The sequence below is a fragment of the Acidovorax sp. HMWF029 genome (assembly GCF_003060895.1).
Taxonomy (GTDB): domain Bacteria; phylum Pseudomonadota; class Gammaproteobacteria; order Burkholderiales; family Burkholderiaceae_C; genus Acidovorax.
This window is the reverse complement of the sequence record NZ_QAIH01000086.1, coordinates 1-26,418: the sequence shown is the minus strand read 5'-3', so window position 1 is coordinate 26,418 and position 26,418 is coordinate 1. Positions and strand designations below refer to the sequence as shown.

Genomic DNA, 26,418 nt, shown 5'->3' with positions numbered 1-26,418 from the left:
GTGCGGTGGGCTGTTCATGGCGTGTGGTCGAGCGCCGGGGCGCTAGTCAATGTAGACATGGAGCATCGCGCTGGCCAATGGCCAACGCGATGCCTAGGAGTAAGCGGACCGCCCCTGAGCTGACCTGGATCAGTTGCTGGCTTCCTTGACAGACGGCAGCTTCGATACGAGCCGCAGCGATACAGTCAGGCCTTCGAGCTGGTAGTGTGGACGCAGGAAGAATTTGGAGGTGTAGTACCCCGGATTGCCTTCCACTTCATTCACCTCGACCTCAGCAGCGGCCAGCGGCTTGCGCGCCTTGGTTTCTTGCGAGGAGTTCGAAGGATCGCCATCGACGTAGTTCATGATCCAGTCGTTGAGCCAGCGCTCCATGTCGCTGCGCTCCTTGAACGAGCCGATCTTGTCGCGCACGATGCACTTGAGGTAGTGAGCGAAACGGCAGCACGCGAACATGTAGGGCAGCCTTGCCGAGAGGTTGGCGTTCGCCGTAGCGTCCGCGTCGTAGTACTCCGCAGGCTTGTTGAGCGACTGCGCGCCGATAAAGGCTGCAACGTCTGAGTTCTTGCGGTGGACCAAGGGCATGAAGCCGTTCTTGGCCAGCTCGGCCTCGCGGCGGTCGCTGATGGCGATTTCGGTGGGGCATTTCATGTCCACGCCGCCATCGTCCGTCGGGAAGGTGTGCGCGGGCAGGTTCTCCACCGCCCCGCCAGACTCCACACCTCGGATGGACGTACACCAGCCGTAGTACTTGAAGGACCGGTTGATGTTCACCGCCATGGCGTAGGCCGAGTTGGCCCAGCAGTACTTGCTGTGGTTGCCGCTCGCGGTTTCTTCTTCGAAGTCGAATTCGTCCACCGGATTGGTCTTGGCGCCATAGGGAAGGCGTGCCAGAAACCGCGGCATGGCCAGGCCGATGTACTTGGAATCGTCGGACTCGCGCAGGCTGCGCCAGGCGGCGTACTCGGTGTTGGTGAAAATCTTGGTCAGGTCGCGCGGGTTGGCCAACTCCTGCCACGAATCCATTTGCATCAGTGCAGGCGATGCGCCGGAGATAAAGGGGCAGTGGGCAGCCGCAGCCACCTTGGCCATCTCGCCCAGCAGTTCAACGTCCGGCGGGCTGTGGTCGAAGTGGTAGTCGCCCACGAGGCAGCCGAAGGGCTCGCCACCGAACTGTCCGTACTCTTCTTCGTAGACCTTCTTGAAGATGGGGCTCTGGTCCCAACCGACGCCCTTGTAGCGGCGCATGTTGCGGTGCAGCTCCTTCTTCGAGATGTTCATCACGCGGATCTTGAGCATCTCGTCCACCTCGGTGTTGGTCACCAGATGCTGCAGGCCGCGCCAGGCACCTTCGAGCTTCTGGAATTCTGCGTGGTGGATCACCAGATTGACTTGTTCGGACAGCTTGCGGTCGATCTCCGCGATGATGGCCTGGACAGTCTGGTAAGCGTCATTGGAAATGGTGGTGACAGACGCCAGGGCCTGTTGTGCCAGCGTCTGGACCGCGGCCTCGACGGCGTCACGTGCCTGGTCCGTCTTGGGCTTGAACTCCTTGTTCAGCAAGGCTGCGAAGTCGTGGCCTTCCAGCGACTGGGCAGTGGATGCTTCGTTGATGGCTACTGCGCTCATTGGTAATCTCCGTTCGCGGGGTCTCAGGCGGCGTCGTTCTGGACTGGGCCGTCGGCGGGCTCAGTGGCTGGTTTGGCGCTGGTGGCCAGCGACTTGAGTAGTGCAGGGTTTTGCAGAACCTTGCGGATGAGCTCTTCGGCGCCCTGCTTGCCGTCCATGTAGGAAAGCAGGTTGTGCAGCTGTGTGCGGGCTTCCAGCAGTTCGTTGAGCGGGCCGATGTTGCGTGCAACTGCGGCAGGCGAGAAGTCATCCATGCTCTCGAAGGTGAGGTCCACGCTCAGGTAGCCCTCACCGGTGAGGGTGTTCGGTACAAGGAACGACGCGCGGGGCTTGATGGACTTCATGCGGGCATCGAAGTTGTCGATGTCGATATCCAGGAACTTGCGGTCGGCGATCTCGGGCAGGTTCTCCAGGGGCTTGCCCGAGAGGTCGGCCATCACCCCCATGACAAAGGGAATGTGGACCTTCTTCTCCGAGCCGTAGATTTCCACGTCGTACTCGATTTGCACACGCGGCGCCCGGTTTCTGGCGATGAACTTCTGTCCGCTTTTTCCCACTTTAGTGATTGACATGGTTTACCTCTCTCAAGTTTTCTTGCCTGCTGGCAGACGCCCTGGGCTCACGCGGGCATCTGGTTCAAATACTTACAAAGTTGTGTGAATTCGCTACGGTTTGTCGTGGCCGAAACGAATCGTTCCAGGGCTGTCCTGCCGTGGCGAACTGCCAGGGGCATAGACATTGAGGTGCCTGCTGTGCAGGATCTCCTTCGAGGGCAGGGCTTGTGAATGATTTCATGCGGCCCGGCTGCGCCGAAGAGTGATGTCGCCTCTGTGTTTCAGTATCCGATCAGCCCGCGAATCGACTGTTACAGTTCGTAGTTCAGGAGGTCTGCTCGGGCTGAACTCCGGTGATCATCTCGATCTGCTGAAGGCTCTGCGGGGCGAGTTCGCGCAGGATGTCGATGAAGCTCATGCCCATCAGTTTTGCGGACCGGCGGATGAGGAGCGATGCGGGGTTGGTGGGCTCGGTGGATTCGAGGAACTCTGCGATCTTGACCAGCTGCCTGATCGCGTCTTCCCGGCTCCTGATTTCCAACCCAGCCGCGGGCTTGGTGGTGAAGGCAACGGGTCCGTCAGCCGGATCGGCGGGAGCCTCGACCCCTTGTTCTTTCTTGGGCAGCAGGGCGTTGAGCAGCGTCACCAGGGATTGGATGTTGGCCAGGTCCGGCTGCTGGTGGTGGGGCAGCTTTTCGCCGCACAGCCGCACCAACTTGTCGAGCGCATCTTTTGCGCGCGGCATCGCGAGGAGCGGCGGACGCCCTTGTTCCATCGCATGCGCTATGCCCAGGCGCAGTTGGTCCAAGGTCAGCTGAGCATTCGATTCCGCCCGCTGTCCGCGTGCCAGCGCCTCCGCGTCGCGGACGGTGAAGTGACCAACGTTGGAGGCGAGGAATTCCGTCTGCCGCAGTTCGCGCAGCAGGCCGGTGACATCGTTGAGCATGGCAACGGCGTTCATCCGCATGAAGTAGTCACCCTCTTCGGGCAAGGGGTGGATGTCATCCCAGTACTTCTCCAGTAACGCGCCCATCAGTTCCAGTCCGCAGGTCAGCCCGACCAACCCTTCGGTGTTCGTCCACGACCTGCACAGCAGGCCAGCGACGCGCATGTCTTTGCTCTGTTTGAGTAGCTGCAAGGCGCTGCTTTCGACCGACTGCCAGTCCGGGTCTTCTGCAGGAATGATGGTGTCGCCGTACTGCTGTTCGATCTTCCCTCGGGCCAGTTGCTCCAGCGCCAGAAACTCCGCCGCATAAGTCATTTCCGGGCCGCAGGGCTGCGCAGTCGGCGCTTCGTTCAGGAGTTCGTCAATGTCTGTCATTGTGAGGTCTCGGTTGGACGCGTTGGGGGCAGTCTTGTCAGGGGCTGGAGAACAACTGCTTGAACAGCCAGCGGTCGCTAGGGCCCTGGTGCAGTAATTCTTGGTAGTCCAGGCGAATCGTGGGCGAGACCCACCACAGGCTTTGCTCGCGCAGCGGGGCGGTGCGTGTTCTCCAGTCGCCTGCGGGCAGAACTATGTTGTCGGCATGGTCGTTCGCCGTAGCCTGGTGGGCGCGCGAGGCTTGGTTCAGGTCCGACAGGATGTCGTCGATGAGGGACGGTTCGCGCTCGCCGAAGTGTGTGGTCTCGAAGGGGTTGGGCAGTTGGCTGATCCGCCGGTCAAGCTCATCGACGGAGAGCGCGCGACGGCGCGCGTCCACTATGGCCGAGCGCGCGCCTGCCAGAAAGGTCTTGACCTGCAGGTCGTCCGCAAAGGGGCAGCCCTCGCGTGGCGCCGTAGCCATCACGGTGAGTGGGTAGTAGCGGCCCACGCGGTCCATGCTGGGCGCCAGCGCCCCAATCACCGGTAAGCCCAAGGCTGCCACCGGGGCAATAAAAAACCACAGCGGAGCGTTCACGAACGTGTCGGGCCAGCCTGTGTCATCTGCCCGGCGAAGTTCTTCCATTCCCTCGCGCAGCCAGGTATCCCACTCAATGGTGAGTGCATGCGGCATGCGTCGGCCTGCAAAGTCACCCAAGCTTGGCAGTTTGCCGTACCAAGCGACGGACGGCGCCAGCATGCTGCGGTGATCAGCGCTTAGAGGTTGTTCGGGCATTCGAACTCCTCCAGCGCCTTGAGCCGGAATGGGTTGAAAACGCTGCTGGTGGTGACTTCAAGCCGCACCCGGCGTCCGTCTACGTTGAAGACAGCGGAAAATTTCTCTGGCGCGTTGCCCGGAAGAATCTGTGCGCGGTCGAACAGTCGGTGCAGCGCCCACGGCCCTTCGGTGATCAGTCCAGAGTTTTCGCCATTGGCATTCGTGATCTGCAGCCTGACCTGGCCCGTGCCGCGTGTGCCCGGCCAGCTCATGGATTTCGGAATTTGAGGCCCGTGCTGGTAGCGAAGCACGTCGCCGTCCACATCCAGGACCATCTGGGAGATGGTCGCGTCCATCTCGATGGGCTTGATGTCCAGGCGGATTCCGGGCGCCTTGCCCCCTGCGCGGAAGTAGACGTCGCGGATCGTGGCCGCCTTCTGGAAGGACGCGAGCGACGCAGACCCACCGACTGGGGTGCCGTCCACGCCCTGCTTGAAAGTCCAGGTGGAGGCTGAGATATCGACCATGGGCAGCAGCGTGCTGCGGAAGAAATCGTCCATGACGCCGCCCACGGCGAACAGCTTGGCGAAATCATCGGCGGTGACGTCTCGGCCGGCGCTGCGCGTGAAAGGGTATCTGCCGAGCACAGCACGGCGGCAAAAGTCTCCGATGGTCGCGTTCAGGTTACCCCCGATGGTGCTGCGCACGTCCCGCCCGACCATGGTGGAAGTCGCCTCGGCCAGGTCGGTGTACATGAGGTTGAGCGGGGGGGGTAGGCGCTTGGCTTCGGCGCGCACTCTCTCGAGGGTCGAGGACAACGTCGGCGGGATGGTTCCTCCCGATTTCACCTGCTGCCGCGCCGATGCGATAACAGCGGATGCCTCGTTGAGTACCTGCAGGCTTTGCGTTAGTGGCGATGGACCCGAGCCGTTGCTGGTGGCCATGCGCCGGTACTCGCGGAATCGGAAATCCACGATGTCCGCTTCGAGCGTTCCGCTGGGTGTGAGGCCGCCCACGTTGACCTGCTTGCCGGTCAGCCTGCTGAGCTGCCGCTGCTCCTCACGGATGCGGTTGAGCTTTTCTCCCAGCCAGCTGCTGGTGCTGGCACCGCTGCTGTCCGCGTCTGCGTCGGGTCGCCGCGCGAGCGTTGTTTCCTTGGAGACGGCGCGGATGAACTGCTCCAGGCTTGAGTTGGCGGAGGAATACAGTCGTGCTTGCTCCCCTGCCTGGTCCAGGGAGCCGATGCGGGTTGGGCGCACGTCGGCCAGGTAGTCTTCCCATAGCTTGGCGTACTCCATCAGGTACAGGCGTTTCACCTCGTTGGCCACCTGACCGGTCAGCACTTCTTGCGTGGTGCTGCGTTTGCCGTCGGCCTGCCCCAGTACCCAGCCTTCCTCCTTGGAGAGCAGTGTAGTGATCTTGGGCAGCTCGTGCAGGAACACGCCATGGTATCCGTCGTAAGTGAAAAGGCCGGAGATCCCCTGCGTGAGTGGCCTGCCGCTGCGGCGGCTGAACACCTGCGGCGCCTCGGGGCCGCTGGCACGTACCACGCTGAAGTCCGCCGGCAGGTTATTGCCCGTGATCAGCAGTTGCTTCAAACGGCTGTATGCGCGCTGGGCGGGAGACATCTGCGATAGGCGCTGGCGCACCTCTGTCACGAGCGCGGTGTCGATCGGAGTCGCCGAGAGCGCCAAACGATCGTCCATGAGCCGGTCCAGGTGGTGAGAAAGGCGGTCGCCCACGCCGGCCTGCAGCAACTGCGGCGTAAGGTTTAAATCCCACTCGTGCCGGATCCACGCCTTCACCGTCCGTGCGTCGAAGCGGTCAGCGTCGTGGACCATGAGATAGACCTTCAGCGCTTCGTAGCTGGCTTCTGGGTTGCTGGTCGAGGTTTGCTGCAGGGAGCGGCGTAACTGTCGCACGATACCGGGCAGCCACGCGTCTTCCAGTAGGCGCAGGTAGGTGGTGTCTGCGGCTGTTTCCACCTTCGCCACCTGCAGCAGACCCCAGCGCCAGCTCACCGGGGGCGAGCCTGTATAGCGTTCGCTCACTGCGAGGGATTCGGCATGGTCCAGCAGGGGCAGCAGCGCCACCAGGTTTTCTGGGTCACCTGTCTTGGCGTCCTCGACGGCCTGGCGCAGGGTGCCAGCGCTTGCTTTAACCTCCTCCAAGTAGGCCAGGTTGTTCTGGTGGCTGATGCTCCAGGCCAGCGCTGCGCCGCTCAGCGCGAGTACAAGGCCGATGAGGCCCCCGGCCTGCAACAGCCTGAGCTGGCGCTCCTTCTTGGCGTTGCGGCCAGTCAGCCCCGCCTCGTTGAACATCACCCCTTTGAAGAGGGTCTCGATGAAGAAGCTCTTGCCTTGTTGCCCAGCACCAGGCCTCATGGGGTTGGCGATGGCAAAGCGGCGTTTGAGTGCTGACAGCACCCGGTCGAAGGGCATGCCCTCCTGCGTTCCGCTGGTGAAGTACACGCCGCGGAACAACGGCTTTTCTTTGAAGCGAGAAGACGAGAATGCCTCATGCAACGTCTGGTGCACAAGCTCGCGCAGTCCCACGAACTGCTGGGGCAGCGCATAGATTAGCCCGCGCCGCGAAAGATCGGTTTCCGCCAGCAGGCGCTGCGGTAGCAGGCGGTTGATCTGTGCGACCAGTGCATCGAACTCGGCGGTGAATTGCGCGGTGGGGTCGCTTGTGGGCGCATTCTCCTTGTACTCCTGGGTAAAGCCCCAGACCTGCGAGCGCTCGTCGCGCGTCATCTGGCCAAAGAACTCGTTGAAGCCTGCCAGCAGGTCGGCCTTGGTGATCAGGACGTACACCGGGAACTTGATCGCCAGTTCGTCGCACAGCTCGCCGAGCCGGGTGCCGATGGTCTTGGCCAGGCGTGCACGTTCCGCTTCGGTGCTGCTCAGCAGTTCCTGCACGCTGAGCGTGACTATGACGCCGTTGATGGGCTGTCGGCCCCGAAAGCGCTTAAGCAGCTGCAGAAAACCCGACCAGGCGGCCTTGTCCTGCACAGCGTCGCTCTCCTGCGTGGTGTACCGGCCGGCGGTATCGAGCAGCACCGCCTGGTCGGTGAACCACCAGTCGCAGTTGCGTGTGCCGCCCACGCCCCGGATGGAGCCCTTGCCGAACTGCTCCGCCAGCGGGAAATCGAGCCCGGAGTTGACCAGTGCGGTGGTCTTGCCCGAGCCGGGTGAGCCGATGATCAGGTACCAGGGCAGCTGATACACATAGCGTTTGGTGAAACGGCCGAAGAGGCCGCTTTCGGTGGCGCCAAAGCGTGTCTTGGACAGGACTTCGACGGCCTCCTTGAAGCGCCCTTCCAGCTCAGCCACTTCCTCCTGTCCGGGCATCAGCTCCTGGGGCGTATCGCTGCCGGCCGTGAGCCGTGCGATCTGCCCCATCAGCTTGTCGTTCATGCGCTTGGCGCGCCACCAGTGGAAGAGGAGTTTGATCACCCAGATCGCAAACAGCGCGGCGATCAGTGCCCAGCGAACACTCTCGCTCTCCAGCGGCTGATAAGGCTTGATGTAGACCAGGGGACCGATGAACCAGATCACCAGGCTCAGCAGGACCAACCCAATGAAGGCGAGGGTAAAGCGATTGAACAGCAGCGCTGCCATGTTTCTCAGCATGCTCATTTCTTGATGCCTTCCGTCTGCTGGGCATTGCCGCTGAGCTGCAATTCGCTGTCGCGCACTTTGGGTGCTACCAGCAGGACGATCTCTACGCGCCGGTTCCTTGCCTTGCCTTCGCTCGTGGTGTTGGGCGCTACGGGGTCGGCCTCTCCACGGCCTTCCGCGTGGACGCGCTGTCCGTCCCGCACGGTGCGAAGCAGCATGTCGGAGACCGATCGTGCCCGGTCTTGCGACAGGTGCCAGTTGGACGGGTATCTGGCCGTGCGGATGGGGGAGTTGTCGGTGTAGCCGTTCACGACCACCTTGCCGGGCACCTCGTTCAGCGCGGCGGCAATACGTTCGATCACCTGCACGTAGCGGGGTTTGACTACGTTGGAGCCCAGGTCGAACAGGCCATCGCCGCGCAGAATGATGGTGCTGCGGTCAGCCTGGTCGATGACCTCAACCAAGCCTTCCCGTATCTCGGGTTCAAGGAACTGGCGCAGCCTGGGCTTGTCCACGCTCGCGACTGCAGCGATGGCTTTGGGGAATCGGATGGCGTTGATGGAAGCGAAGAGCGCGTCGGACTGCGCCGCGAGCCGGTAGTTGAACCAAAGGAAAAGGGCAAAGGCGAGCAGCAGCGTGAGTGCCGTGGCCACCCACAGGGGCACCATCGTCCAGGGGGGCGCTGCCTTGCGCTCCTCGCCCTTCCAGCGGATCGACAGCGCGCCGCTGCGGTCGCCGCGGGTGCTCTCTATCAGTGCAAGCAGACGTGCCTTGAGCGTCTCCAACTGGCTGCGGCCGTTCTCGATCACGCGGTAGCGGCCTTCGAAGCCGAGCATCAGGCAAAAGTACATCAGCTCGATCAGGTCGATGTGCTGATGGGGGGTTTGCACCAGCTTGGCCAGCAGCTGGAAGAATTTCTCGCCGCCCCAGGTTTCGTTGTGCAGAGCCACCAGAAGGCTGAACTTGGGCCAGACGCCGGAGCCACCCCACGGTGTCTGTGCGGCGGCCTCATCCACCACGGTGCACAGGCAATACCGGGCACCGATCACGGTCTCAATAGGTACGCTTGCCACGCCGGCGCTGCGCTCGAAGTCGCGGATGTTGGCGAGCAGCAGGCGCTGAAAGCCCTCAGGGTCTGCATTCGACGCCATCGCTCGGATCTGCGGAATGAGGTTGAGCAGCACATTGGCCGACGCGACAAGCGGATTGCCACCACTGACTACATCAGGCAGGTTGGTTCGCGGCGCTGCATCGGCTGCGGGCGTGGGCATAGACGTATCCGGCATGCCGGGTACGCGATGCTCGGTATGGTCACTTGCGCTGAAAGCGAAGACGTTGTCCGTCATTGGGATCGACATGGATTGTTCTTATCTGCGGATCGCCCAGAATTCCAGCTGCAGTTCGGGGAACTCGCCAGAGACATGCATGGCCAGGCCGCCCGAGCTGTTGAGCTGGCGCCACAGGTCGTGTGTGGTGTCTACTTCGAAGTACGAGTACCCGGCGTGGTATGGAATCTCGCGCGGCGCTACGGACAGCGACCGCAGGGTGACACCTGGCAAATGAAGGTTGACGAGATCCCGGATCTTCTCGACTGGCCCCAGCTTCGTCTGCGTCGGAAAGTGGGTTCGCAGGAACTCCACCGTGGTTTGGGCATGCACAGCGAGCACGAAATCACAGGTGGTCAGCAGCTCAGTGGATGGGATGATGGCCACGCGCACGCCGTACTGCCGCTCCTGCAACTCGATCTGGATCGCGTTCTGCTCAAGCACCGATGACAGGCCACGGCGAAGTTCCAGCATCAGAGGCGGGAAGCAGCTGCGCAGATCATCGTGGTCGTAGGCGGGCAACGGTGCGGGGCGCCGCTGCTCGCGGGTGAATGTGGCCAGCTCGCCTGCCATTTTCAGGAGGTCATCGAAAAGGCGCTCGGGGTGGATGGTGCGAACTCTGACCCAGTGCTCCACGGAGGGCTCCCAGCGGTTGATGAACTGCAGCATCAGGAAGTCGCCTACCTCGCCGACGCCGCCTCGACCTGGCTGGATCAGCCGTTCCTCCAGCGCGGCGCCCCGCTGACGCAGCAGCCCGTGAAGCTCGCGGCAAAACGCGAACAGCGCGGACATCTCGGAGTTGTTGACCACCGTCGGGATGAAGGTCTTGTCCAGCAGGGCTGCGCCGTCGGCTTTGCGTTCCACCACATGGGCCACGGGCAAAGACACCCAGCCCTCGGACAGGTCCTGTGCTGCGCGCAGGCTGAAGCGTGTGATGCCCAGCTGTACTTCGGCTGGCTGTGCCCCCACATCATTGGTATCTGCCACTTCCTGCACCTGTGCCTGGTAACGCGTCATGCCTGTGTCACCGTCGGAGAGGGTCACTTCGGCCCCGCTGCGCCGCCGCAGGGGGAGCGACAGGTGGATCAGCGCGTCCTTGATGTCCTTGCCCACATCGAACGGCGGCGGTGCTTCGTCCACCTGCGGGATCTGGAACGGTGTCCCGTCGGGGAGCACGCCCTTTGCCGAGACCAGGGCAATCTTGCCCAGTGCCAACGTCTGGGTGTCCAGGGTCAGTTCCGAAAACCCCCAGTAGAACGGCTGGGCGGGAAGGGTGCGCCCCTGGACCAGGAAGTCCATGTACCGCTCTTGCTGTTGAAAGTGCTGCGGGCGCAGGAACATGCCCTCGGCCCACACCACCTTGCGTTGCCAAACCATGGTTCTACCTCGAAGTGATTTGATGCTGCACCCGGACGGCGTCGCGCGAGACCGTGACCAGGTAATGAACGGGCTTGAGCCGCTGCGTTTCGCCGAGCCCCCACCAGCGTCGGCGCATTTCCACCGAATTCGGAGCGTCAATATGCGTGCGCCAGGTGCTGCGCTCGAGGTCGCGGTAGCTTGCGAAGAAACCAAAGGCGCGCACGTCGGGGTTGCCCTTGCGTTCGATGACGCGGCGCTCACCGGGCGCAATCAATATTTCTTCGCGCCGCACGAAGTCGCCGCCTAGTTGGCTCTCGTCTTTGTCCAGCAGGTCGAAGAAACTGGAGCGTTCAAAGGTGGCGGGGGTGCGCAGCTCGTAGATGCGCAACAGCACCGGTTTGGGCATACCGTCCACGTCGGGGTTCAGGCTGCGCTCGGCCATGATCTCGATGATGGCCGGTGGCACCCCCGTGGGCGCTTCGCTGGGGCGGTTGAGCGTGTTCACCACGCCACACCCGGACAGCGCAAGCGCAGCCATCGACAACCAGGGGGCGGTCCTCAGGATCGTGCGCCTTGATACGGCGTTCTTGGTCATCTGCATGGCGGCATCCTCCCGTTGAGTGGGCAGTCGGTTCAGTTGGGGATTGGGTTCGCGGACACCCACACGGCGAGCGCGCTGAGGTTGTCCTGGTGGGGGCGGCCCTTGGAGCGGACGGCATCGGCCATGTCCTGCAGCCAGACATCGGGCCGCTCTGCTGCCTGAAGCGCCTGCTCCATTGCGGTCTCATGCAGGTTTTCCCAGAGTCCGTCGGAACACAGCAAGAAGGCGTCGCCCTCCATCAGTTCCATGGACTCATGCAGCACCGTGGGAGGTACTTGCGATTCGGCTCCGACCGCTCCGGCCAGAACGCTGCGGTTGGGCAGCGAACGCGGGTCTCCGTTGGCATACATGCCCGCGTGCAAAAGCTGCTGCACCACGCTGTGGTCTTCGGTCATGCGGTGGACCTTGCCGTCGCGGAACCAGTACAGGCGCGAGTCGCCCCAATGGGCCCAGAGCGCGCGGCCGCTGACCGGTTCGATGCACAGCAGCACCACGGTGGCGCTCATGTGCATCCGCGAAGCGGAGGTGGGCTGTTCTTCGGACACCGTGTGTTCCGCTCGAAAGATCAACGATGCCAGGCTGGCGGGCGCGAACATGGGGTTCTCGCGGTAGCCGCCCAGTACGGCGTCCACTGTGAGTCGCGCGGCCAGCGCGCCATTGCCGTGGCCGCCCGCTCCATCCGCCAAGGTGCAGCAAAAACCCTTGGGGCCCAGGTCGATCATGCCCAGATAGTCTTCATTCGAGGCCCGGCCGCCCTGGTCGGTAATGGCCGACACCGATAGCTGCAGGCGGTGCGCATCCCCAGCGATATGAGCGATCACAAATGCCCCTCTGTAGACTGTGCGGCGGCTTCATAGGCGTTCACGAAGGTTTGCCCGGAGAACGCCATCAGGTCATCTTCCGCATGGCGGCGGACGGATTCGTACCGCTCCTGGAAGTCGTCCCACAGCGCGGCCTTGCGGTGCACGCTCGATATCTTGGTCAGCAGCCCGGAGGCTGCCATAGCGTTCTTTTCCAGCTCTGCTGGGCTCAGGCGCGCGATGGCCTCGGCGTAAGCGGCGCGGATGCCGGCCATCAGCGCGATCTGGTGCACCGCCAGGTCCTGGTACGCCTCCTTCATTGCGGGCACTGGCTTCATGAACCCTGGGAACGTTTGGCCCGCAAGCTGCAGCATCACGCCGTCTGCGGTGGGCAGGAACTTGAGCGGGTTGTTGGCGCCCGAAGCGATGATGGTGACGTCCGCGCGGAACTCGCGCTTGATTTCCGAGCGTGCCGAGAGCAGATCGATGGAGCCTTGCACCGCAACGCGCAGCGCTTCGCCAAATGCACGCATGAAATCCGGCGTGATTGAGACGTTGATCTTGCCTGGCTCTATCGCGGCCCCTTCTAGAAAGGCGGTTGCGAGCGCTTCCAGCGAAGCTGCCGTAGACGGCGTTTGCGTCTGGGCAATGGCGGCTGCGGGCGCGATGCGGTCGTCCCGGCCTTGCAGCGACGGACTTCCCGGTAACTGCGATGTGGAATCGGTGACGCGTGCGATATCCGCCAGGACCTGTGTGTGTTCCTGCGCTGGTGCTTGTACGCGCTGCGAAGGCTGCGCCGTATCCTGCAAGCTCGTCCCGATGGGCAGGTCGGACATGTTTGCTGTCTGCAGTGCCGGGGCGGGTGGGGTGGCGTAAGCAGTTTCGTCTTGCGATGCGTTGAAGTCCAGCAAGTCTGCGGACCGGATGGCTTGCGCAACGTCGCCGCCGAACAGGGCGAGGTCCAGCCCCTGCATGGCGTGAAGACCGGCCTGCACCACGGGTTCTGCGGGCGGCGGTGTCATCGGCGCTGTGACTGCCTCAGGGCGGCGTTGTTGCGCATCGCGGGGCATGTTGAACACCTGGGCGAGGTCCGAGCCGCGGGACATGCCGTGATCTTCTGGCTCCGCATACATCGACTCACCGGGTTCGCGAAAGAGCTTCAGTGGGTTGAGTTCGATGGTTGGGTCCAGTTGCTGGGGCAGGCCGGTGTGCGCGGCGTTGTCCATCTCTCCCGCGAACTCACCTGTTCTGGGCAAGGCCTGGAGCAGGTCGTCATGCTTGAGCTGCGCCACCTCGGCCAAGCTTTTGGCGTCGAGGTCTCCGCTCCAGGGGTCGCGGTGGCGGGCCTGCTCCTTCGGGTCGGCTGCGAACGGGTTGAAATCGTCGGGTATGACCATCGCACGGTGCGTGGTCGGCTGCGTTGGTGCTGCCTTGGCGGCCGAAATTTCGAACGGATGGGGCGGCACATGCTCTGTCGGGCTGACCGCAGGCAGCATGTCCCTGGCCACGGGGGCAGTGGGCGAGGGGGCTGTGACCGGAAGATCGCAGGGCGTTGGCTCGGCGATCGGCTGTTCGTGGAAGTGCTCCACGACAGCGGGGGCTTCCACGCGGCCCAGCATGGCGAAAGGGTTGGCATCTGCAGAGCCGTCTGCTGCCGACTGCTGTAGTGCCTCGGGCATGGACGAGAGCAGGAGATCCGGTAGGTGCGCGTCCCCTGCGACGATAGGCGTAATGTCAGCCCAGGGGTTGGGCAGGGATGCAAGATCGAACGCTGGCGCTGCAGTGCTTGCGCCCTGCGTGGATACCACCGGCACCGCGCCAGGCTCAGCCACTGGCGTGCCCCCCGCAGCAGCTTCGGCCGCCGGATGGGGGGGCGTCGCTTTTGCTGTCGGCGCATCCAGTTGCTGCCCTGGAAGGAGTGCACGCAGCTGGTAGGGCCCGATTCCGATGGTTGCATCGGGCGCGAGCGGCACTTCCTGGCCGGACAGAACCTCTAGCCCGTCCACCTGTACGGAGCGGCGTTCGCACAGGTTGGCAATGTAGGCCTGGTCGGAGTCCAGACGGACCATGGCATGCACGCGCGCGACCATCGCATCGTCATCGGGCAGGACCAGCTTGTTCTGCCCTGCGCGCCCTACGGTTCCGCCCGCCATCCCAAAGATGGCCGACCAATGGCGGCCTACCGGGCTGCCTGCTTGGTGCGTCACCACCAGTTCTATCTTGTCCATTGCGTATCTGCGCTCGCGTTGTCTCGGGGCCGGTCAGGATGTCTTGCGGGTATTGCGCTTGGATCGCGCGGCATTGCGGGCGTTGATGAACTCGCGGCCCCAGACAGGGTGACCCTTCTCTGCCTCAGTCAGCTGGAATGTCGGGTCCTGCTCCAGGGCGAGTTCAAACTGTTGCCGGCACGGGCGCGGCCGCCCGGCGGCGCAGTGGCTGAAGGCCATGAACTTTCGGGCCTTGATCTGTGATGTCAATGGCAGTTCGGGGGCATCGGCCAGCGGCGTCAGCTTGGCAATCGCTTCGTCGAACTGGCCCTCCGCGTATACGTTGAGTGCCTCGGTCAGCATTGCCTCCTTTTGCGCGCGTGGATCCACCGGTGCGACGGGCTCAGGGGGCGGAGGCGGTGGCGGCGGCGGGGCCTCGACCTTGGGCTCGGGTGCCTTCGGTGCTGTCTCGCAGGCGGTCAAGAGCAGGCCGGCGCAGGCAATGATCAGGGCGCTCCAGTAACGGTTTCGCATGGATTTATCTCGCGTCAAAGTCGTGGGTGATCGTGATCGTTTGGTCGGACTCGACCTTCAGGGTCTTGCGCACGGTCTCAAAGCCGGGGTTGCTGAAGTCGATGCTGTGGGAGCCGGGCGGGAGCTTGAGCTCAGTGAGCGGCGGCGTGACGCCAAGCCGTTTCCCGTTGAGGGTCACGTTGGCCCAGGGGGATACGCGCAGCTGCACATTGTTTTCGGTGCGAAGCGGCCTGCGCACACCTGGCGCACTGTAGGGCGCAACGTCTTGTAGCGAAGAACCACCCGCTATCGGCAGCAGGGGGGTGATGGCCGTGATCACTGTGCTATTGAGGGAAAAGACGAGGGGGTTGGCGTGGGCCGCGTTCTGTCGCTCGTTGCCGTACAGAGGGCTGACGGGCCGGCTGCACGGCCAGCCGCGCTTGCCTTGCGCTTTCATGTAGGCCTCTCGCCAGGGCGTGTTCTGCAGCTCGTACCCTTCCAACGCAAACGATGGGCGTGCGTCGAAGGCTGCGTCGAAAGCCGCATCGCACCGCGCCCATTCTTTGTTAGTGCAGTACACGAACGCGAGGTACTTGTGCGCGGTGGAACGCTCGCGCCGGTCTGGCAAGCCTGCGAACAAGGACGCCTGCAGGGCCTTCTCCGCCAGGTCGAGCTTGCGCGCGTCGTAGAGTGAGATGCCCTGACCCAGGTACTGGCGCCCAGCTGCAGAGTCGGGGCCGCGCGTATCCGCCACAGGGGGCTCGCTGCAGTCGGTGGAGGCAACAGCCACCCCCATGCTGGCGCAGAAGCACAAAGCAACCCATCGCAGTGAAGCGTTCATTCGCATGTCAGCACGTGTCGTCTGTGGGCGGGGACTACTCGAACTGGTGGCTGATGACCACCGGTTCGCCTTTTTTCACCTGCACTGTCTTCACGACGGGCGCTGCAGCGGGGTTGTTCACCTCGATGCGATGGGACCCTTCTGGAAGTTCGACGTGGGTCAGCGGGGGGGTGGTGCCCATCGAGCTGCCATTCACGGAAATTCTCCCCCAGGGGCTGATTCGCAGCACCACGCGCCCAACGTCGCCTACAGGCTTGGGCGGTACCTTGGTGGTCGGGGTGGGTTCTGCGGAGGCCATTGCCGACGCGGGGGGCGTTTCTGTTCTGGGCGCAGTGGATGTTGCTGCGACGGCTGTTGGGGCGGAGGCTGGTGTTGCGGCCGCTGCCTGTACGGGGTGTTCGACCGCAGCGACTGTCTCGGCTGCTGCTGGTGCTGCTGGTGCTGCTGGTGCCGTGATAGCGGGTTCCTGGACTTCTATCCGGTCGAGGAGGGCCATGGCCTCACGGCGATGTTTGCCAGCGGGATGGGCGCTCAGGTAGGCCTCCAATGCGCTGACCGTACCTTTGGCTTGTGCTTCCTTCCAAAGTTGGCTGTCCTGATCCAATGCAACCTCTGCACCGCCCTTGCTCGCGGCATCGCCATGCGTGCCCCACCATGCGGCCAGCGCCACCGCGGCGGCAAGGGCAACGACGACAGCAGCCCAACGCATCCCAACCGGGCGAAGCGCGGCTTGTCGGCGGCCGGCTTGCACTACGGCTTCGTTTTGCGGGGCCTCAGGCCTTTCTTTTTGGGGTGGCGCTGAGTGCGTGGCTGCAGCGTCTGCTGGTGAAAGGGGCGAAACCGAGGGCGCCTCTTGAGACGGCAGTGCGGTAGCTAGGATGGCGGCGGAGTCCGGTTTCGCAGCCAATGTCCCGGTGGCAGTGGTGTTCCCTTTGAGGGCAGGTTCCTGCAACCCTGGAATTGCTCCAAGGGTTGCTGTGGCAGCGTGTTCTGTGGGGCCTTGAGACGATGGGGATGCACTAGCGGACGGTGTTTGACTCAGCAAATCCCAGCCCGCCAGATTCGTATTGGGCACAGCGAAGTTTGCGGCGACTGCGGCGTCGTTGTGAGTCGATGTTTGCGGCGTGACCATGTCAGAAGCTGCTTGCGATTGCAGTGGTTGCCCGCCGGGGGAATGCGCAGTGGGGGACGGTGGTGTGTTTTGCCACGGCGCGGACATCGGCATCGTGAAAGTCGTGATGCCCAGAAGTTCCCTGAGGGTTGAGATCGTCTGTGGCCGGTCTTGGGGCTTCACCGCCAGTGCTCGCCCGACCCCCTGCAGGAACTGGGCAGAGTACCCGGGGTAGGCCGCAGGCGGCAAGGCTGCGACCGGGTCATTGATCATGCGGGCCACGGAAGTGGCCGGCGGTTTTCCGGTGATCGCCAGATAGAGCATGGCACCGATCTGGTAGATGTCCGTCCATGCGCCCTGGGGCATGGCGCCATCGTCCACATACTGCTCGATGGGGGCGAACCCGGGCTTTAGCACCATCGTCAGGGCCTGCGTCATGTCTCCGATGATGCGGCGGGCCGCGCCGAAATCGAGCAGTACAGGCATTCCGGAGTTCTGCAGAAAGACGTTGTCGGGCGCGATGTCCCTGTGGTAGCAATCTGCTGCATGCAGCATCTCCACCACGTCCAGGACGGGGCCGATGATTGCTGCCAGCATGCGTTGGTTCATGCGCTCCTGCTGCGCGTTCAGAAACTCGCGGAGCGTCTGCCCTTCGTAGTGACGCATCACCATGTAGGCAGTGCCGTTGAGCTCGAAGAACCGATACACATGCACCAAGGCTGGGTGTGAGAACTTGGCCAACAGGCGCGCCTCGTTGATGAAGCTCCGCAAACCGGCATCGAACGCGCCGCGGTGTTGGGAGCGCACGTGGATAGCGTTGGACGATTTACGCCCCGCCAGCGTTGCGGGCATGTACTCCTTGATGGCCACGATACGGTCCAGACTGATATCTCTCGCCCGGTACACGATGCCAAAACCACCCTCGCCGATGACGTCGAGCAGGCGGTACTCTCCGACCTGAACGCCAGGCGCCAGGCAATTGGCGGATCCTCCAACGGTGTCATTCATGGCGTGACGCCTCTGCTTTCATTCTCGGTTTACAGCTGGACTCAGTCTGCTGGCAACGACATTTCCCTGGCGACAGCGGCAGAACAGATCGGCGGAGCGGCGCTATTGTTCGCTGCGGAGATCGATACACCCAAACCGCTTTGGGCGGCTGATGATCAATGTCCTGGCGCTGCACCGCACACCGGAACGACGTGCTGTTGGAGGGGGCTACTTGAGCAGACATCGCAACGCGTGGGAGCTGCCTTGTGCTGCTAGCCCAACTGCGAAATCGCGGGCGAGTCTAACGTGAGGATTTTGCAAAAAGAGTCACAAAACGCGGCTTTCGAGGCTAAGAAACACACTGTTGCTTATGTTGCCCGGTTGCGCTCATTTGCTGTCACTTGAAACCCTTTTTTTCGTTCGCCCCACTTAACATCCGCCCGCAAACGAGCTTGCGAGGGAGGGGAATCAAAGCAAGCCTTTGCCAGCGGTGTGCCACGCTAGTGGCCCGTGTGTACATGGCGGTCTCGGACGGTGGGCAGCAATGGGCTGCTTCACCTGAGCGCGCACATCCCGTTGGCTTCATTCCTTTCCCGATCAGCTTGTCTGTGAGGCTCCGTATCCCCTGCGGAGCCTTGTCCGTGGGCACTTTGCCCGAGCGAGTTGTTTTGCATTTTTGAACCAAGAAGAGGTACGTGATGACAGTCGCAATTTTTATGAAAGTGGAAGGTGCCAGCGGTGAGTCGAAAGACGCTGCGCACAAGGACTGGACCGATGTTGAGTCCTTCACCTGGGGCGTGACCCAGCCTCACTCCATGGCCAGCGGTGGTGGTGCAGGTGCTGGCAAAGCCGACTTCCAGAACCTGAACATCGTTGCCAACATCGACAAGTGCTACCCCGCCGTGCTGAAGCATTGCGCGACTGGCAAGCACTTGGGGCAGGTGGAAATCTCGATGTGCAAGGCTGGCGGAACGCAGATCGAGTTCGGCAAGATCACGCTGACCGACGTCATGGTGACCAACGTCACTGTGAGCGGCACCAGCGCTGGTGATACCGTGGTGGTGAACTACGCTTTCCAGGCCGCCAAGATCAAGACCGAGTACTCCGAGCAGACCGCTCAGGGCGGCAAGGGCGCGACGAGCCAGATGGGCTTCAGCATTAAGGAAAACAAGGAAGCCTGATAGCCGGGGCCTCAGGGCTCTCTGCGGATCGTGCGCGAGCACACACTGGCTGCGCAGCCTGGAGCCGCGTCTACGGATGCGGCTTTTTTGTGCTTGCTGGTGGTTGCGCCCCTGATTTGCACCGCTGAAACCGCGTTTGCGGCCCGTCAATGATCACGGCTGCAGGCGGGTAGCCGATCCAGAAAAACCACTTCTTGTCATGACTCGCCGCGTCACCATCCAAACCCCGCTGGGAGAGCAGCTGCAGTTTCGCAAGCTCGACGGCACCGAGGCGCTCAACGAGCTTTACTCGCTAGACATTGACCTTGTGAGCCCCAGCAAAGGGGTAGATCCCAAGGCGCTGCTGGGCAAGGCAGTGTCTGTTGTCGTGGAGACCGAAGGGCTGGGCAAGCGCTACCTCAGCGGCCTGGTCACGCATTTCGGCATGCAGGGGCAGGATCACCGTTGGGCGTCCTACAAGCTTCGCCTGCGCCCCTGGTTGTGGGTAGCCACACGCAAGACCGACTTCAAAATCTTCCAGCACATGACAGTGCCGGACATCATCATGGAAGTGTTGGGAAAATACGGATTTCCCATCGAGAAAAGGCTCACCCGCACCTATCGCACTTGGGACTATTGCACCCAGTACGGAGAGAGCGACTACAACTTTGTTGCCCGCCTTCTGGAGCATGAAGGCGTGTACTACTACTTCACGCACAGTGCGGGCAGCCACACCCTGGTGTTGGCAGACGATATCGTCGGCTCGCACGTCCCCCTTCCCGGCGGCCACGTCATACCCTTTTACCCACCTGGCAAAGCGGCTGTAGGCGAGAAGGAGCATTTCCATGCCTGGGAACTGACCCAGGAAGTGCAACCTGGGCGGCACTACAACGACGACTACGATTTCAAGAAGCCCAGGGCCGACCTCTCCAACATGCGCCAGAACCCGCCGGGACACGAGCATGACAAGTATGAGATCTACGAGTGGCCCGGCGGCTACACCGAGTTTCCTGACGGCGAGACGTATGCCAAGCTGCGCCTGCAGGCGCACTTAACCAAGCAAAGCCGCGTGTTGGGCCGCGCCAACAGGCGCAATCTGGCACCTGGCTACACCATCAATCTGGAAAACTACCCGCGCGAAGACCAGAATCGCCAGTATTTGGTGCTCAGCGTGCACTATCACTTTGAAGAAAACCCCGAGGTCAGCAGCAGCCGCGCCGGCGGCGCTACCGCCTCCAAAAACCAGCAGGAGGTGGGCTCTATCCAGCAGTTCGAGATGCGAGCGCAGCCCACCAGCATTGACTATCGCCCTGAGCGCAGCACGCCCAAGCCGCGCACACGTGGTCCGCAGACGGCGGTGGTCGTGGGGCCGCCCGGCGAAGAGATATGGACCGACAAGTTTGGCCGCGTCAAAGTGCAGTTCCATTGGGACCGCATCGGTGCCATGGACGAAAACTCCAGTTGCTGGGTGCGCGTGTCTACCAGTTGGGCGGGCTCGCAGTTCGGTGCCGTTTTCATCCCGCGCGTCGGCATGGAAGTCATCATCGACCACCTGAACGGTGATCCGGACTACCCCATCCTCACCGGCTGCGTTTACAACGCCGTCAACATGCCCCCATGGAGCCTGCCGGGCAATGCCACGCAAAGCGGCATCTTGACACGATCAAGCAAAGGCGGAGCTTCGGGCGCAGGCCTGAAGAATGGCCCGGGGGACGCCAACGCCCTGCGCTTTGAAGACAAGGCGGGTCAAGAGCAACTGTGGCTGCATGCGCAGAAAGACCAGCTGACCGAAGTCGAGAACGACGAAGAAAAGTGGGTGGGTCGGGACCGAAAAAAGACCATTGATCGGGACGAGACCAACCACATCAAGCGCGACCGCACTGAGACGGTGGACCGCAACGAGAAGATCACCGTGCACGGCTGGCGCACGGAAGAGGTGGATGGGGATGAGACGATCACCATCCACAGCAACCGCACGGAGCGGGTGGACCACAGCGAGAAGATCAGCATCGGCGACAACCGCAAGGAGACCGTCGGCAAGAACGAGGTGGTCAAGATCGGACTCACCAAACAGCACACCATCGGGATCATGTCCATGCTCAACGTAGGCATGGTGCGGATGATGAACATCGGCGTGGCTTACAGCCAGAATATCGGCGCGATGATGTCCACCGTCGTTGGCATGACCCAGACCACCAAGGTCGGGCAGAGCCAGAAAACCTCCGTGGGCAAAGACTATGTCCTGGAAGTCGGAGGAGGAGGTGCCGCGCCTGCCGCAGGGGGAGTCGATCACGTCGTGGCGCCGACAGGTGGCTCGGTTGGTGGTGAAGGCGGTGACGCACCCAGCTGCATCAAGATCGATGCCGGCCAGATCTTCGTGGAGTCCAAGAAGATCCACCTCAACGCCAAGGACGAGATCCTGCTCACCTGTGGCAGCAGCACCATCAAGCTGACCCCAGGCCAGATCGAAGTGTTGTCTCCATTGGACAAGCTCAATTGCTAAAGCAGCGCAGCACCGGTTTGTTGTCCGGTCATTGCGACGCAAGCGTGCGCGCACGCGCGCCCCGGACAACAAGAAAACGCATTCACAAAGAAAAGAAGGAATCACCATGGGCAAGCCGGCTGCGAGGCTAGGAGACCTGACGGAATCGGGAGGTCCGATCACACAGGGATCGCTGACGGTGTTGATCGGCTCGCAAGGCGGCATAGCCTGCTCAAGCTGCCCCGGCGGCAAGGCCATCGGCAGCCCCGTCAATCCCACGCTCGGCGCCAAGGTGCTTTTGGGATCCGAAGACCTGGACTTCGCACTGCCCGGCCCCATGCCTCTTGTGTGGCAGCGCCAGTACAGCAGCTACGTCAATGCAGAACACGGCGCAGAGTGCGGCCTGCTGGGTTACGGCTGGAAGCTGCCGCACGAGATAAGCATCGAATTGCAGGCCACGCGCACCCTGATGCGCGACGCAGGTGGCCGTGTCATTACCTTTGGCGAGCCCCTGAACCCGGGCCAGAGTCTGCGCAGCGACAGCGAAGGACTGCTGCTCATGCGAGGCGGCGGCATGGGCATGGCGCAGACCCTGTCTGCCCTGACGGGCGATGCTGGTGCAGACGCCCCCTCGGCGCCGCATCCACCCTCCGATCCGCATCCCCACACCGCCGAAGAACTCCTGCCTTGGCACCAACAGCAGCTCTGGGCCCACGTGCCCACAGCCGCCAAGGCAGACCCCAACTACCTGCTGGCTGCCACCCAGGGCGGGCGTACCGCCTGGCTCTGCAAGGTACCAGCCCAAGGCCCCAGCCGGCTCATCGGCCTCTTGGACGCCTACGGACGCAGCCTGCACTACCAGCACGACGAAAACGGGCGACTGCAAGGCATCACCGACGGGGTCGGACGTCGCTATGCCCTGCTGTACAACCAGCCGGGCAATGCAGTACCGGCATTCTCCGCGTCTACCCACGGCCAGCCCGGCCTCAACCCCGACAGCGGCCTGCGCCTGATCGGCGTGGACTGCATATTTAACCCCCACGACCCCGCTCACGCGAGCGACCAATCTTCAACGCATGCCGCCATCCCCCTGGTGCGTTACCACTACAGCCCCAAGGGTGACCTCGTCGCCGTCCATGCCCGCGACGGCCAACGCATCCGCCAGTTTGCCTACGACAGCGCCCACCGTATGGTCGCCCACCGCGTGCGCAACGGCCCCGAGCACACCTACATCTACGAAGACCAGCGCGAAGACCGTAGCGCCGGTGGTAGTACGCCGCCACGGCCCGGCGCGCGCGTGGTCGAGCACCACAACGAAGAAGGCCTGAGCTACTACTTCGACTATCAAGACCCCCATCCCCAGGACCCCAAGGCCGCCAGCCGCGTCATCGTGCGCGACAGCCTGGAGCGCGCCACGCACTACCACCACGAAGGCCAAGGCGGCCTCAAGCGCATCACCCGGCAGGTCAACCCCGACGGGAGCGAAGAGCACTTCCAGTACGACGGTGCAGGTCGTCGCATCGCCGCTACCGACCCGCTAGGCCGCACCACCCATTGGCGCTACGACGGCCAGGGCAACCTGCTGGGCGTGCAAGGGCCTGATGGCCGCAGCAGCCAACAGCGCTGGGGCCTGCCTGGCACCGCCACCGACGGCCTGCTGCTGCAAAGCACCATCACCAAATCCGGTGCCAGCGGCCTGCACACCCACTACCAGTACGACGCCTGGGCGCGCCTGGTGCAGACCACCGTGGTCGCGGGCGACATCTCTCTGAGCACCCGGCTGGAGTACCTGCCCGGGCCGCCTCATACCGCAGCAGGTAGTGCCCGAACTTGGGTGGATCAGCCCATCGCGCTGATAGATCCGCAAGGTGGTCGCAAGACCATGGGCTACAACGCCAGTGGCCAGCTAGCGAGCTACACCGACTGCTCGGGCCACACCACCCGCTGGCACCATGATGCCTGGGGCGAAGTCATCGAAGAAATCGACCCCCTGGGCCAGCGCACACGCCTCCAGCGCGACGCCATGGGGCGCCTGCAGCAGACCACCCAGGCCGACGGCACCTTGGTGCAATACCGCTGGGGTGACAACGCACAGGTTCAAGCCATCACTCTGGGGACGCTGGCATGCCCCACAGCCGGGTCACCTGTTCGCACCACCACTGTCACCTACGACTACGACCTGTGGGGGCGAGTCACCGCGCAAACCCAGGCAGGAGCGAGCTTGCACCTGCGCTACGACATAGCCGGGCGCTTGGCCGAGCTGGTGAACGAGAACCACGCGGTCACCCGCTTCGCCTACGACAGCCAGGACCGGCTGATCCAGGAAACAGGGTTCGACGGGCGCAGCCAAAGCTACCGTTACGACGCGGCGGGCCAACTGATCGAGAAGACCGACGCCCAGAGCAGTGGCATGGGCGCACCTAGCGAAGGACAGGGCACGGTGCGCAGCCGCTACCACTACGACAGCGCGGGGCGGTTGATCTATCGCGTGACCGGTAAGTTCGGCAAAGCCGGTGCAGCAGCGCCAGCAACCCAAGCAAACCCAGCCATGGGCAGCGACCTGCAAATCCACCAGTTCGGTTACAGCGACGGCGGCGAACTTCTCCGCACCCAGAGCTGGGAACTCAATGCCTCCGCCGAACCAGCCCTCAATGATGCGCCCGCCGCACTGATCGCGGCCTGGCTGGAGATCAACGCGCAGCAGCTTCGAAGCACTCTGGACCAGCAGCACGCCCCCCAGGCACAGGCCCACCTGCTATTGAACAACCTGCAAGCCCACCGGCTGCACAAAGGCAGCCGCGTGGACCTTGAGCGCGACGCCCTGGGGCGCACCACTGGAGAGGTGCAAACGCTGTACTGCAGCCCTGCCAGCGCAGGCGCGCAAACCAAGAACACTGGCGGCGAACCCGCGATCGAATTCGAACACCGCATCCACCACCGCCTGGGCGCGCTGGGCCAGCGCGAGGCCAGCGAGTTGCAGGGCATCGGGCAGCTCGACTGGCTCAGCTACGGCTCCGGCCATGTGCATGGCGTGTTACTCAACCAGACCCCGCTTCTGGCGCTGGAGCGCGACAAACTGCACCGTGAAGTGAGTCGCACCCTGCACCTGCTGCCAAACGGCATTGAGCAAGCGCAGCCCCCCATCTCCCAGACCCGCCAGATGGACCCGCTGGGCCGTCTGCTGCAACAGAGGTGGCAAGGTCTGCCCGGCCATGCCAGCGGACAAAACGCTGCAGCCAACCCACCTCTCATCGGCGGGCTGCAGCAACGCCGCTACACCTACGACAGTCTGGGCCAGCTCGTGGGTATCCAGACCCCGACCCACGCCGATGCTTACCAATACGACGTGCGCCAACGGCTCACAGGCCAGCGCAGCGCCAGTGCCGAGGGTGAGCATCAGAAGCGCTGGCGCCTGGACCCTGCAGGCAACCGCCTGCCCGAGCAGGCGCCCGGCAAGCATCCGGGGGGCAAGACCGCCGCTGGCGCCAACTGGACCGCGCAGGTCCAGAAGAACCTGCATGACCCGCGCTTTAACCTGCTGCAGCCTCAACACAGCCCGGACAGTCCCTCGGCGCAGGACGTGGAGCGCTGGAGAGACAACCGCATCGGCTGGAGCCAGGGTGCCGATGGCGAAGGGGTCACGCACTATCGCTATGACGACTGGGGCAATCGCACTGAGGCCCGTAGTGCCGATGGCAGCGCCACCCAGTTTCACTACGACAGCCTGCACCAGCTGAGGCAAGTCGAGCAGATCGACGCGCAAGGGAAAGTGCAAAGCAGCACGACCTACCGCTACGACGCGTTCGGACGCAGGGTAGGCAAGACACATCAAGCAATTGGCACCGAAAGCCGGAAGACCCACTACGGCTGGGACGGCGACCGGCTCGTGCACACCCAATCGCAGGAGCACATCCACCACACGGTGTACGAGCCCGGCAGCTTTGTGCCGCTGTTGCAGATACAAAGAAACACACAGGGGCAGACCAATCCGATGAAGATCCTGCTGGGCCTGGGTGGCAATGAAGCCATCACCGCCCTAGAACAGGAACTCCCACGCCACGAGCGAGAAATGCTGCACCAAGCCTTGAACGAGGTGCTGCAACCGGGCTATCAACTGTCAGCGCTGCTGCCGCAGGAGATGCGAGAGCAAATGCAGGAATCGATCAACGCACTCAAAGGCGACCAAGCTCAAGCGCTGGAGGCCCACCCATTGACCATCCGGCACATCCTGACGGACCACCTGGGCACGCCCATTGCGCTGGTCAACGCCCATGGACCGGGGGCAGGGCAAGTGGCTTGGGCGGCCAGGTACGGAGCCTGGGGGGAGATCGAACAGGAGTACAACCCGCATCAGATCCACCAACCCATTCGCTTGCAGGGGCAGCAGCTTGATGAGGAGACGGGGCTGCATTACAACCGCTTCCGGTACTACGACCCCCGGTTGGGGCATTATGTGACTCAGGATCCTATTGGGCTGGCGGGAGGGGTGAATAATTATCTATATGCGATAAATAGCCCTCTGCAATTAATCGATCCAGACGGCTTGGATGCGATTGGCAACGGGACGGGGAATGCGCTTGTTTATACTGATATCTCCAATGGAAAAACTATAATGCTTGATGCAAATGGTAGAACAATTATGGAGATGGAAACTAGAAATCAAGTCACGAGCACGGCAAAAGATGGGGCTGCAGGTGCCTACAGTGGGCAGTTCACCCAGTGCGAGTATCCTAAATCAAACAAGGCATTTGGAGTTGCAAAGTGGAGAACGACGGATGACCGAGGTCGGTGGATTCATGGCGGAGGGTCTGGGCTTAAAGATCCTTTTGCGAATCGTCAAGGTTGGAATCCAACATTGGGCTGCACTCGTGCGCAGAATGAAGACGTGAAAACACTTTGTGAAAAATCCGAACAATTCAAAACTGATAACCCTCAAAAATCGATCGATTATATTAGAAATGGTGAAATTCCGGGTGGTGGAAAGACGGATGTAAAAAATCAGTGAATTTAATAGGTCGGGGGTTTATGCGCCAAATGCTAATTTTCTTGCTTGTGGCTTTCTCGGGAGGGGTGTTTTCTGCTTGCGTTTTGCCATTGCCGGATATTGGCGGTGCCGATGTGTCGCGGCCGAATTATTCTGGATACTTGCTG

General features: G+C 62.6%; 16 protein-coding genes. 3 read left to right on the top strand and 13 right to left on the bottom strand.

Translation table 11 applies throughout. The features are described from left to right. Window positions 1–129: 129 nt before the first annotated feature. The 13 genes from tssC to DBR12_RS05280 all read right to left on the bottom strand — a co-directional run bounded on the left by tssC (window position 130) and on the right by DBR12_RS05280 (window position 17,646). Window positions 130–1,626, bottom strand: coding sequence for a type VI secretion system contractile sheath large subunit (tssC, locus tag DBR12_RS05340; RefSeq protein WP_108616306.1), 1,497 nt, complete (start codon window positions 1,624–1,626; stop codon window positions 130–132). 23 nt (window positions 1,627–1,649) lie between these two features. Continuing rightward, window positions 1,650–2,198: a type VI secretion system contractile sheath small subunit gene (gene tssB / locus DBR12_RS05335; RefSeq protein WP_108616305.1), complete on the bottom strand. Its 549-nt coding sequence runs from the start codon at window positions 2,196–2,198 to the stop codon at window positions 1,650–1,652. Window positions 2,199–2,505: 307 nt separating this feature from the next. Next, window positions 2,506–3,501 carry a type VI secretion system protein TssA gene (gene tssA / locus DBR12_RS05330; RefSeq protein ID WP_108616304.1) on the bottom strand — a complete coding sequence of 332 codons (996 nt, stop codon included), beginning with the start codon at window positions 3,499–3,501 and terminating at the stop codon, window positions 2,506–2,508. A gap of 37 nt (window positions 3,502–3,538) precedes the next feature. After that, the gene (gene tagF, locus DBR12_RS05325; RefSeq protein ID WP_108616303.1) at window positions 3,539–4,276 is read right to left on the bottom strand and encodes a type VI secretion system-associated protein TagF; all 738 of its coding nucleotides are present in this window, start codon (window positions 4,274–4,276) and stop codon (window positions 3,539–3,541) included. Then, window positions 4,258–7,899 (bottom strand): type VI secretion system membrane subunit TssM, encoded by a 3,642-nt coding sequence (tssM, locus tag DBR12_RS05320; protein WP_233244313.1) that lies wholly within the window; start codon window positions 7,897–7,899, stop codon window positions 4,258–4,260. The genes tagF and tssM overlap by 19 nt, the downstream gene beginning before the upstream one ends. Continuing rightward, entirely contained in the window at window positions 7,896–9,167 is a 1,272-nt protein-coding gene (locus DBR12_RS05315) for a DotU family type VI secretion system protein (protein WP_369861360.1), read from the bottom strand. Before DBR12_RS05315 ends, tssM begins: the two co-directional genes overlap by 4 nt. Window positions 9,168–9,248: 81 nt before the next feature. Continuing rightward, window positions 9,249–10,583: a type VI secretion system baseplate subunit TssK gene (tssK, locus tag DBR12_RS05310; RefSeq protein ID WP_108616301.1), complete on the bottom strand. Its 1,335-nt coding sequence runs from the start codon at window positions 10,581–10,583 to the stop codon at window positions 9,249–9,251. 4 nt (window positions 10,584–10,587) lie between these two features. Next, window positions 10,588–11,166 carry a type VI secretion system lipoprotein TssJ gene (tssJ, locus tag DBR12_RS05305; protein WP_233244311.1) on the bottom strand — a complete coding sequence of 193 codons (579 nt, stop codon included), beginning with the start codon at window positions 11,164–11,166 and terminating at the stop codon, window positions 10,588–10,590. Window positions 11,167–11,198: 32 nt separating this feature from the next. Next, on the bottom strand, window positions 11,199–11,987 hold the full coding sequence (locus DBR12_RS05300; protein ID WP_108616300.1) for a PP2C family serine/threonine-protein phosphatase: 789 nt from the start codon (window positions 11,985–11,987) through the stop codon (window positions 11,199–11,201). Then, a complete protein-coding gene (gene tagH / locus DBR12_RS05295; protein WP_108616299.1) occupies window positions 11,984–14,194 on the bottom strand; it encodes a type VI secretion system-associated FHA domain protein TagH in 2,211 nt (736 codons plus the stop codon). The genes DBR12_RS05300 and tagH overlap by 4 nt, the downstream gene beginning before the upstream one ends. Window positions 14,195–14,227: 33 nt before the next feature. Then, window positions 14,228–14,707, bottom strand: coding sequence for a TssQ family T6SS-associated lipoprotein (locus tag DBR12_RS05290; RefSeq protein WP_108616298.1), 480 nt, complete (start codon window positions 14,705–14,707; stop codon window positions 14,228–14,230). A 4-nt stretch (window positions 14,708–14,711) separates the two neighbouring features. Further along, window positions 14,712–15,527: a PEGA domain-containing protein gene (locus DBR12_RS05285; RefSeq protein WP_158274974.1), complete on the bottom strand. Its 816-nt coding sequence runs from the start codon at window positions 15,525–15,527 to the stop codon at window positions 14,712–14,714. Window positions 15,528–15,561: 34 nt separating this feature from the next. Beyond that, window positions 15,562–17,646, bottom strand: a complete 2,085-nt coding sequence (locus tag DBR12_RS05280) for a serine/threonine-protein kinase (protein ID WP_108616296.1) — start codon at window positions 17,644–17,646, stop codon at window positions 15,562–15,564. Between the two features lie 677 nt (window positions 17,647–18,323). Between DBR12_RS05280 and DBR12_RS05275 the strand changes: the two genes are divergently transcribed. The 3 genes from DBR12_RS05275 (at window position 18,324) to DBR12_RS05265 (ending at window position 26,272) form a co-directional block, all read left to right on the top strand. Then, window positions 18,324–18,806 carry a type VI secretion system tube protein Hcp gene (locus DBR12_RS05275; RefSeq protein ID WP_108616295.1) on the top strand — a complete coding sequence of 161 codons (483 nt, stop codon included), beginning with the start codon at window positions 18,324–18,326 and terminating at the stop codon, window positions 18,804–18,806. A 199-nt stretch (window positions 18,807–19,005) separates the two neighbouring features. Next, on the top strand, window positions 19,006–21,288 hold the full coding sequence (locus DBR12_RS05270; protein WP_108616294.1) for a type VI secretion system Vgr family protein: 2,283 nt from the start codon (window positions 19,006–19,008) through the stop codon (window positions 21,286–21,288). Between the two features lie 106 nt (window positions 21,289–21,394). Next, window positions 21,395–26,272: an RHS repeat-associated core domain-containing protein gene (locus DBR12_RS05265; protein ID WP_146185471.1), complete on the top strand. Its 4,878-nt coding sequence runs from the start codon at window positions 21,395–21,397 to the stop codon at window positions 26,270–26,272. The last annotated feature ends 146 nt before the right edge of the window (window positions 26,273–26,418 follow it).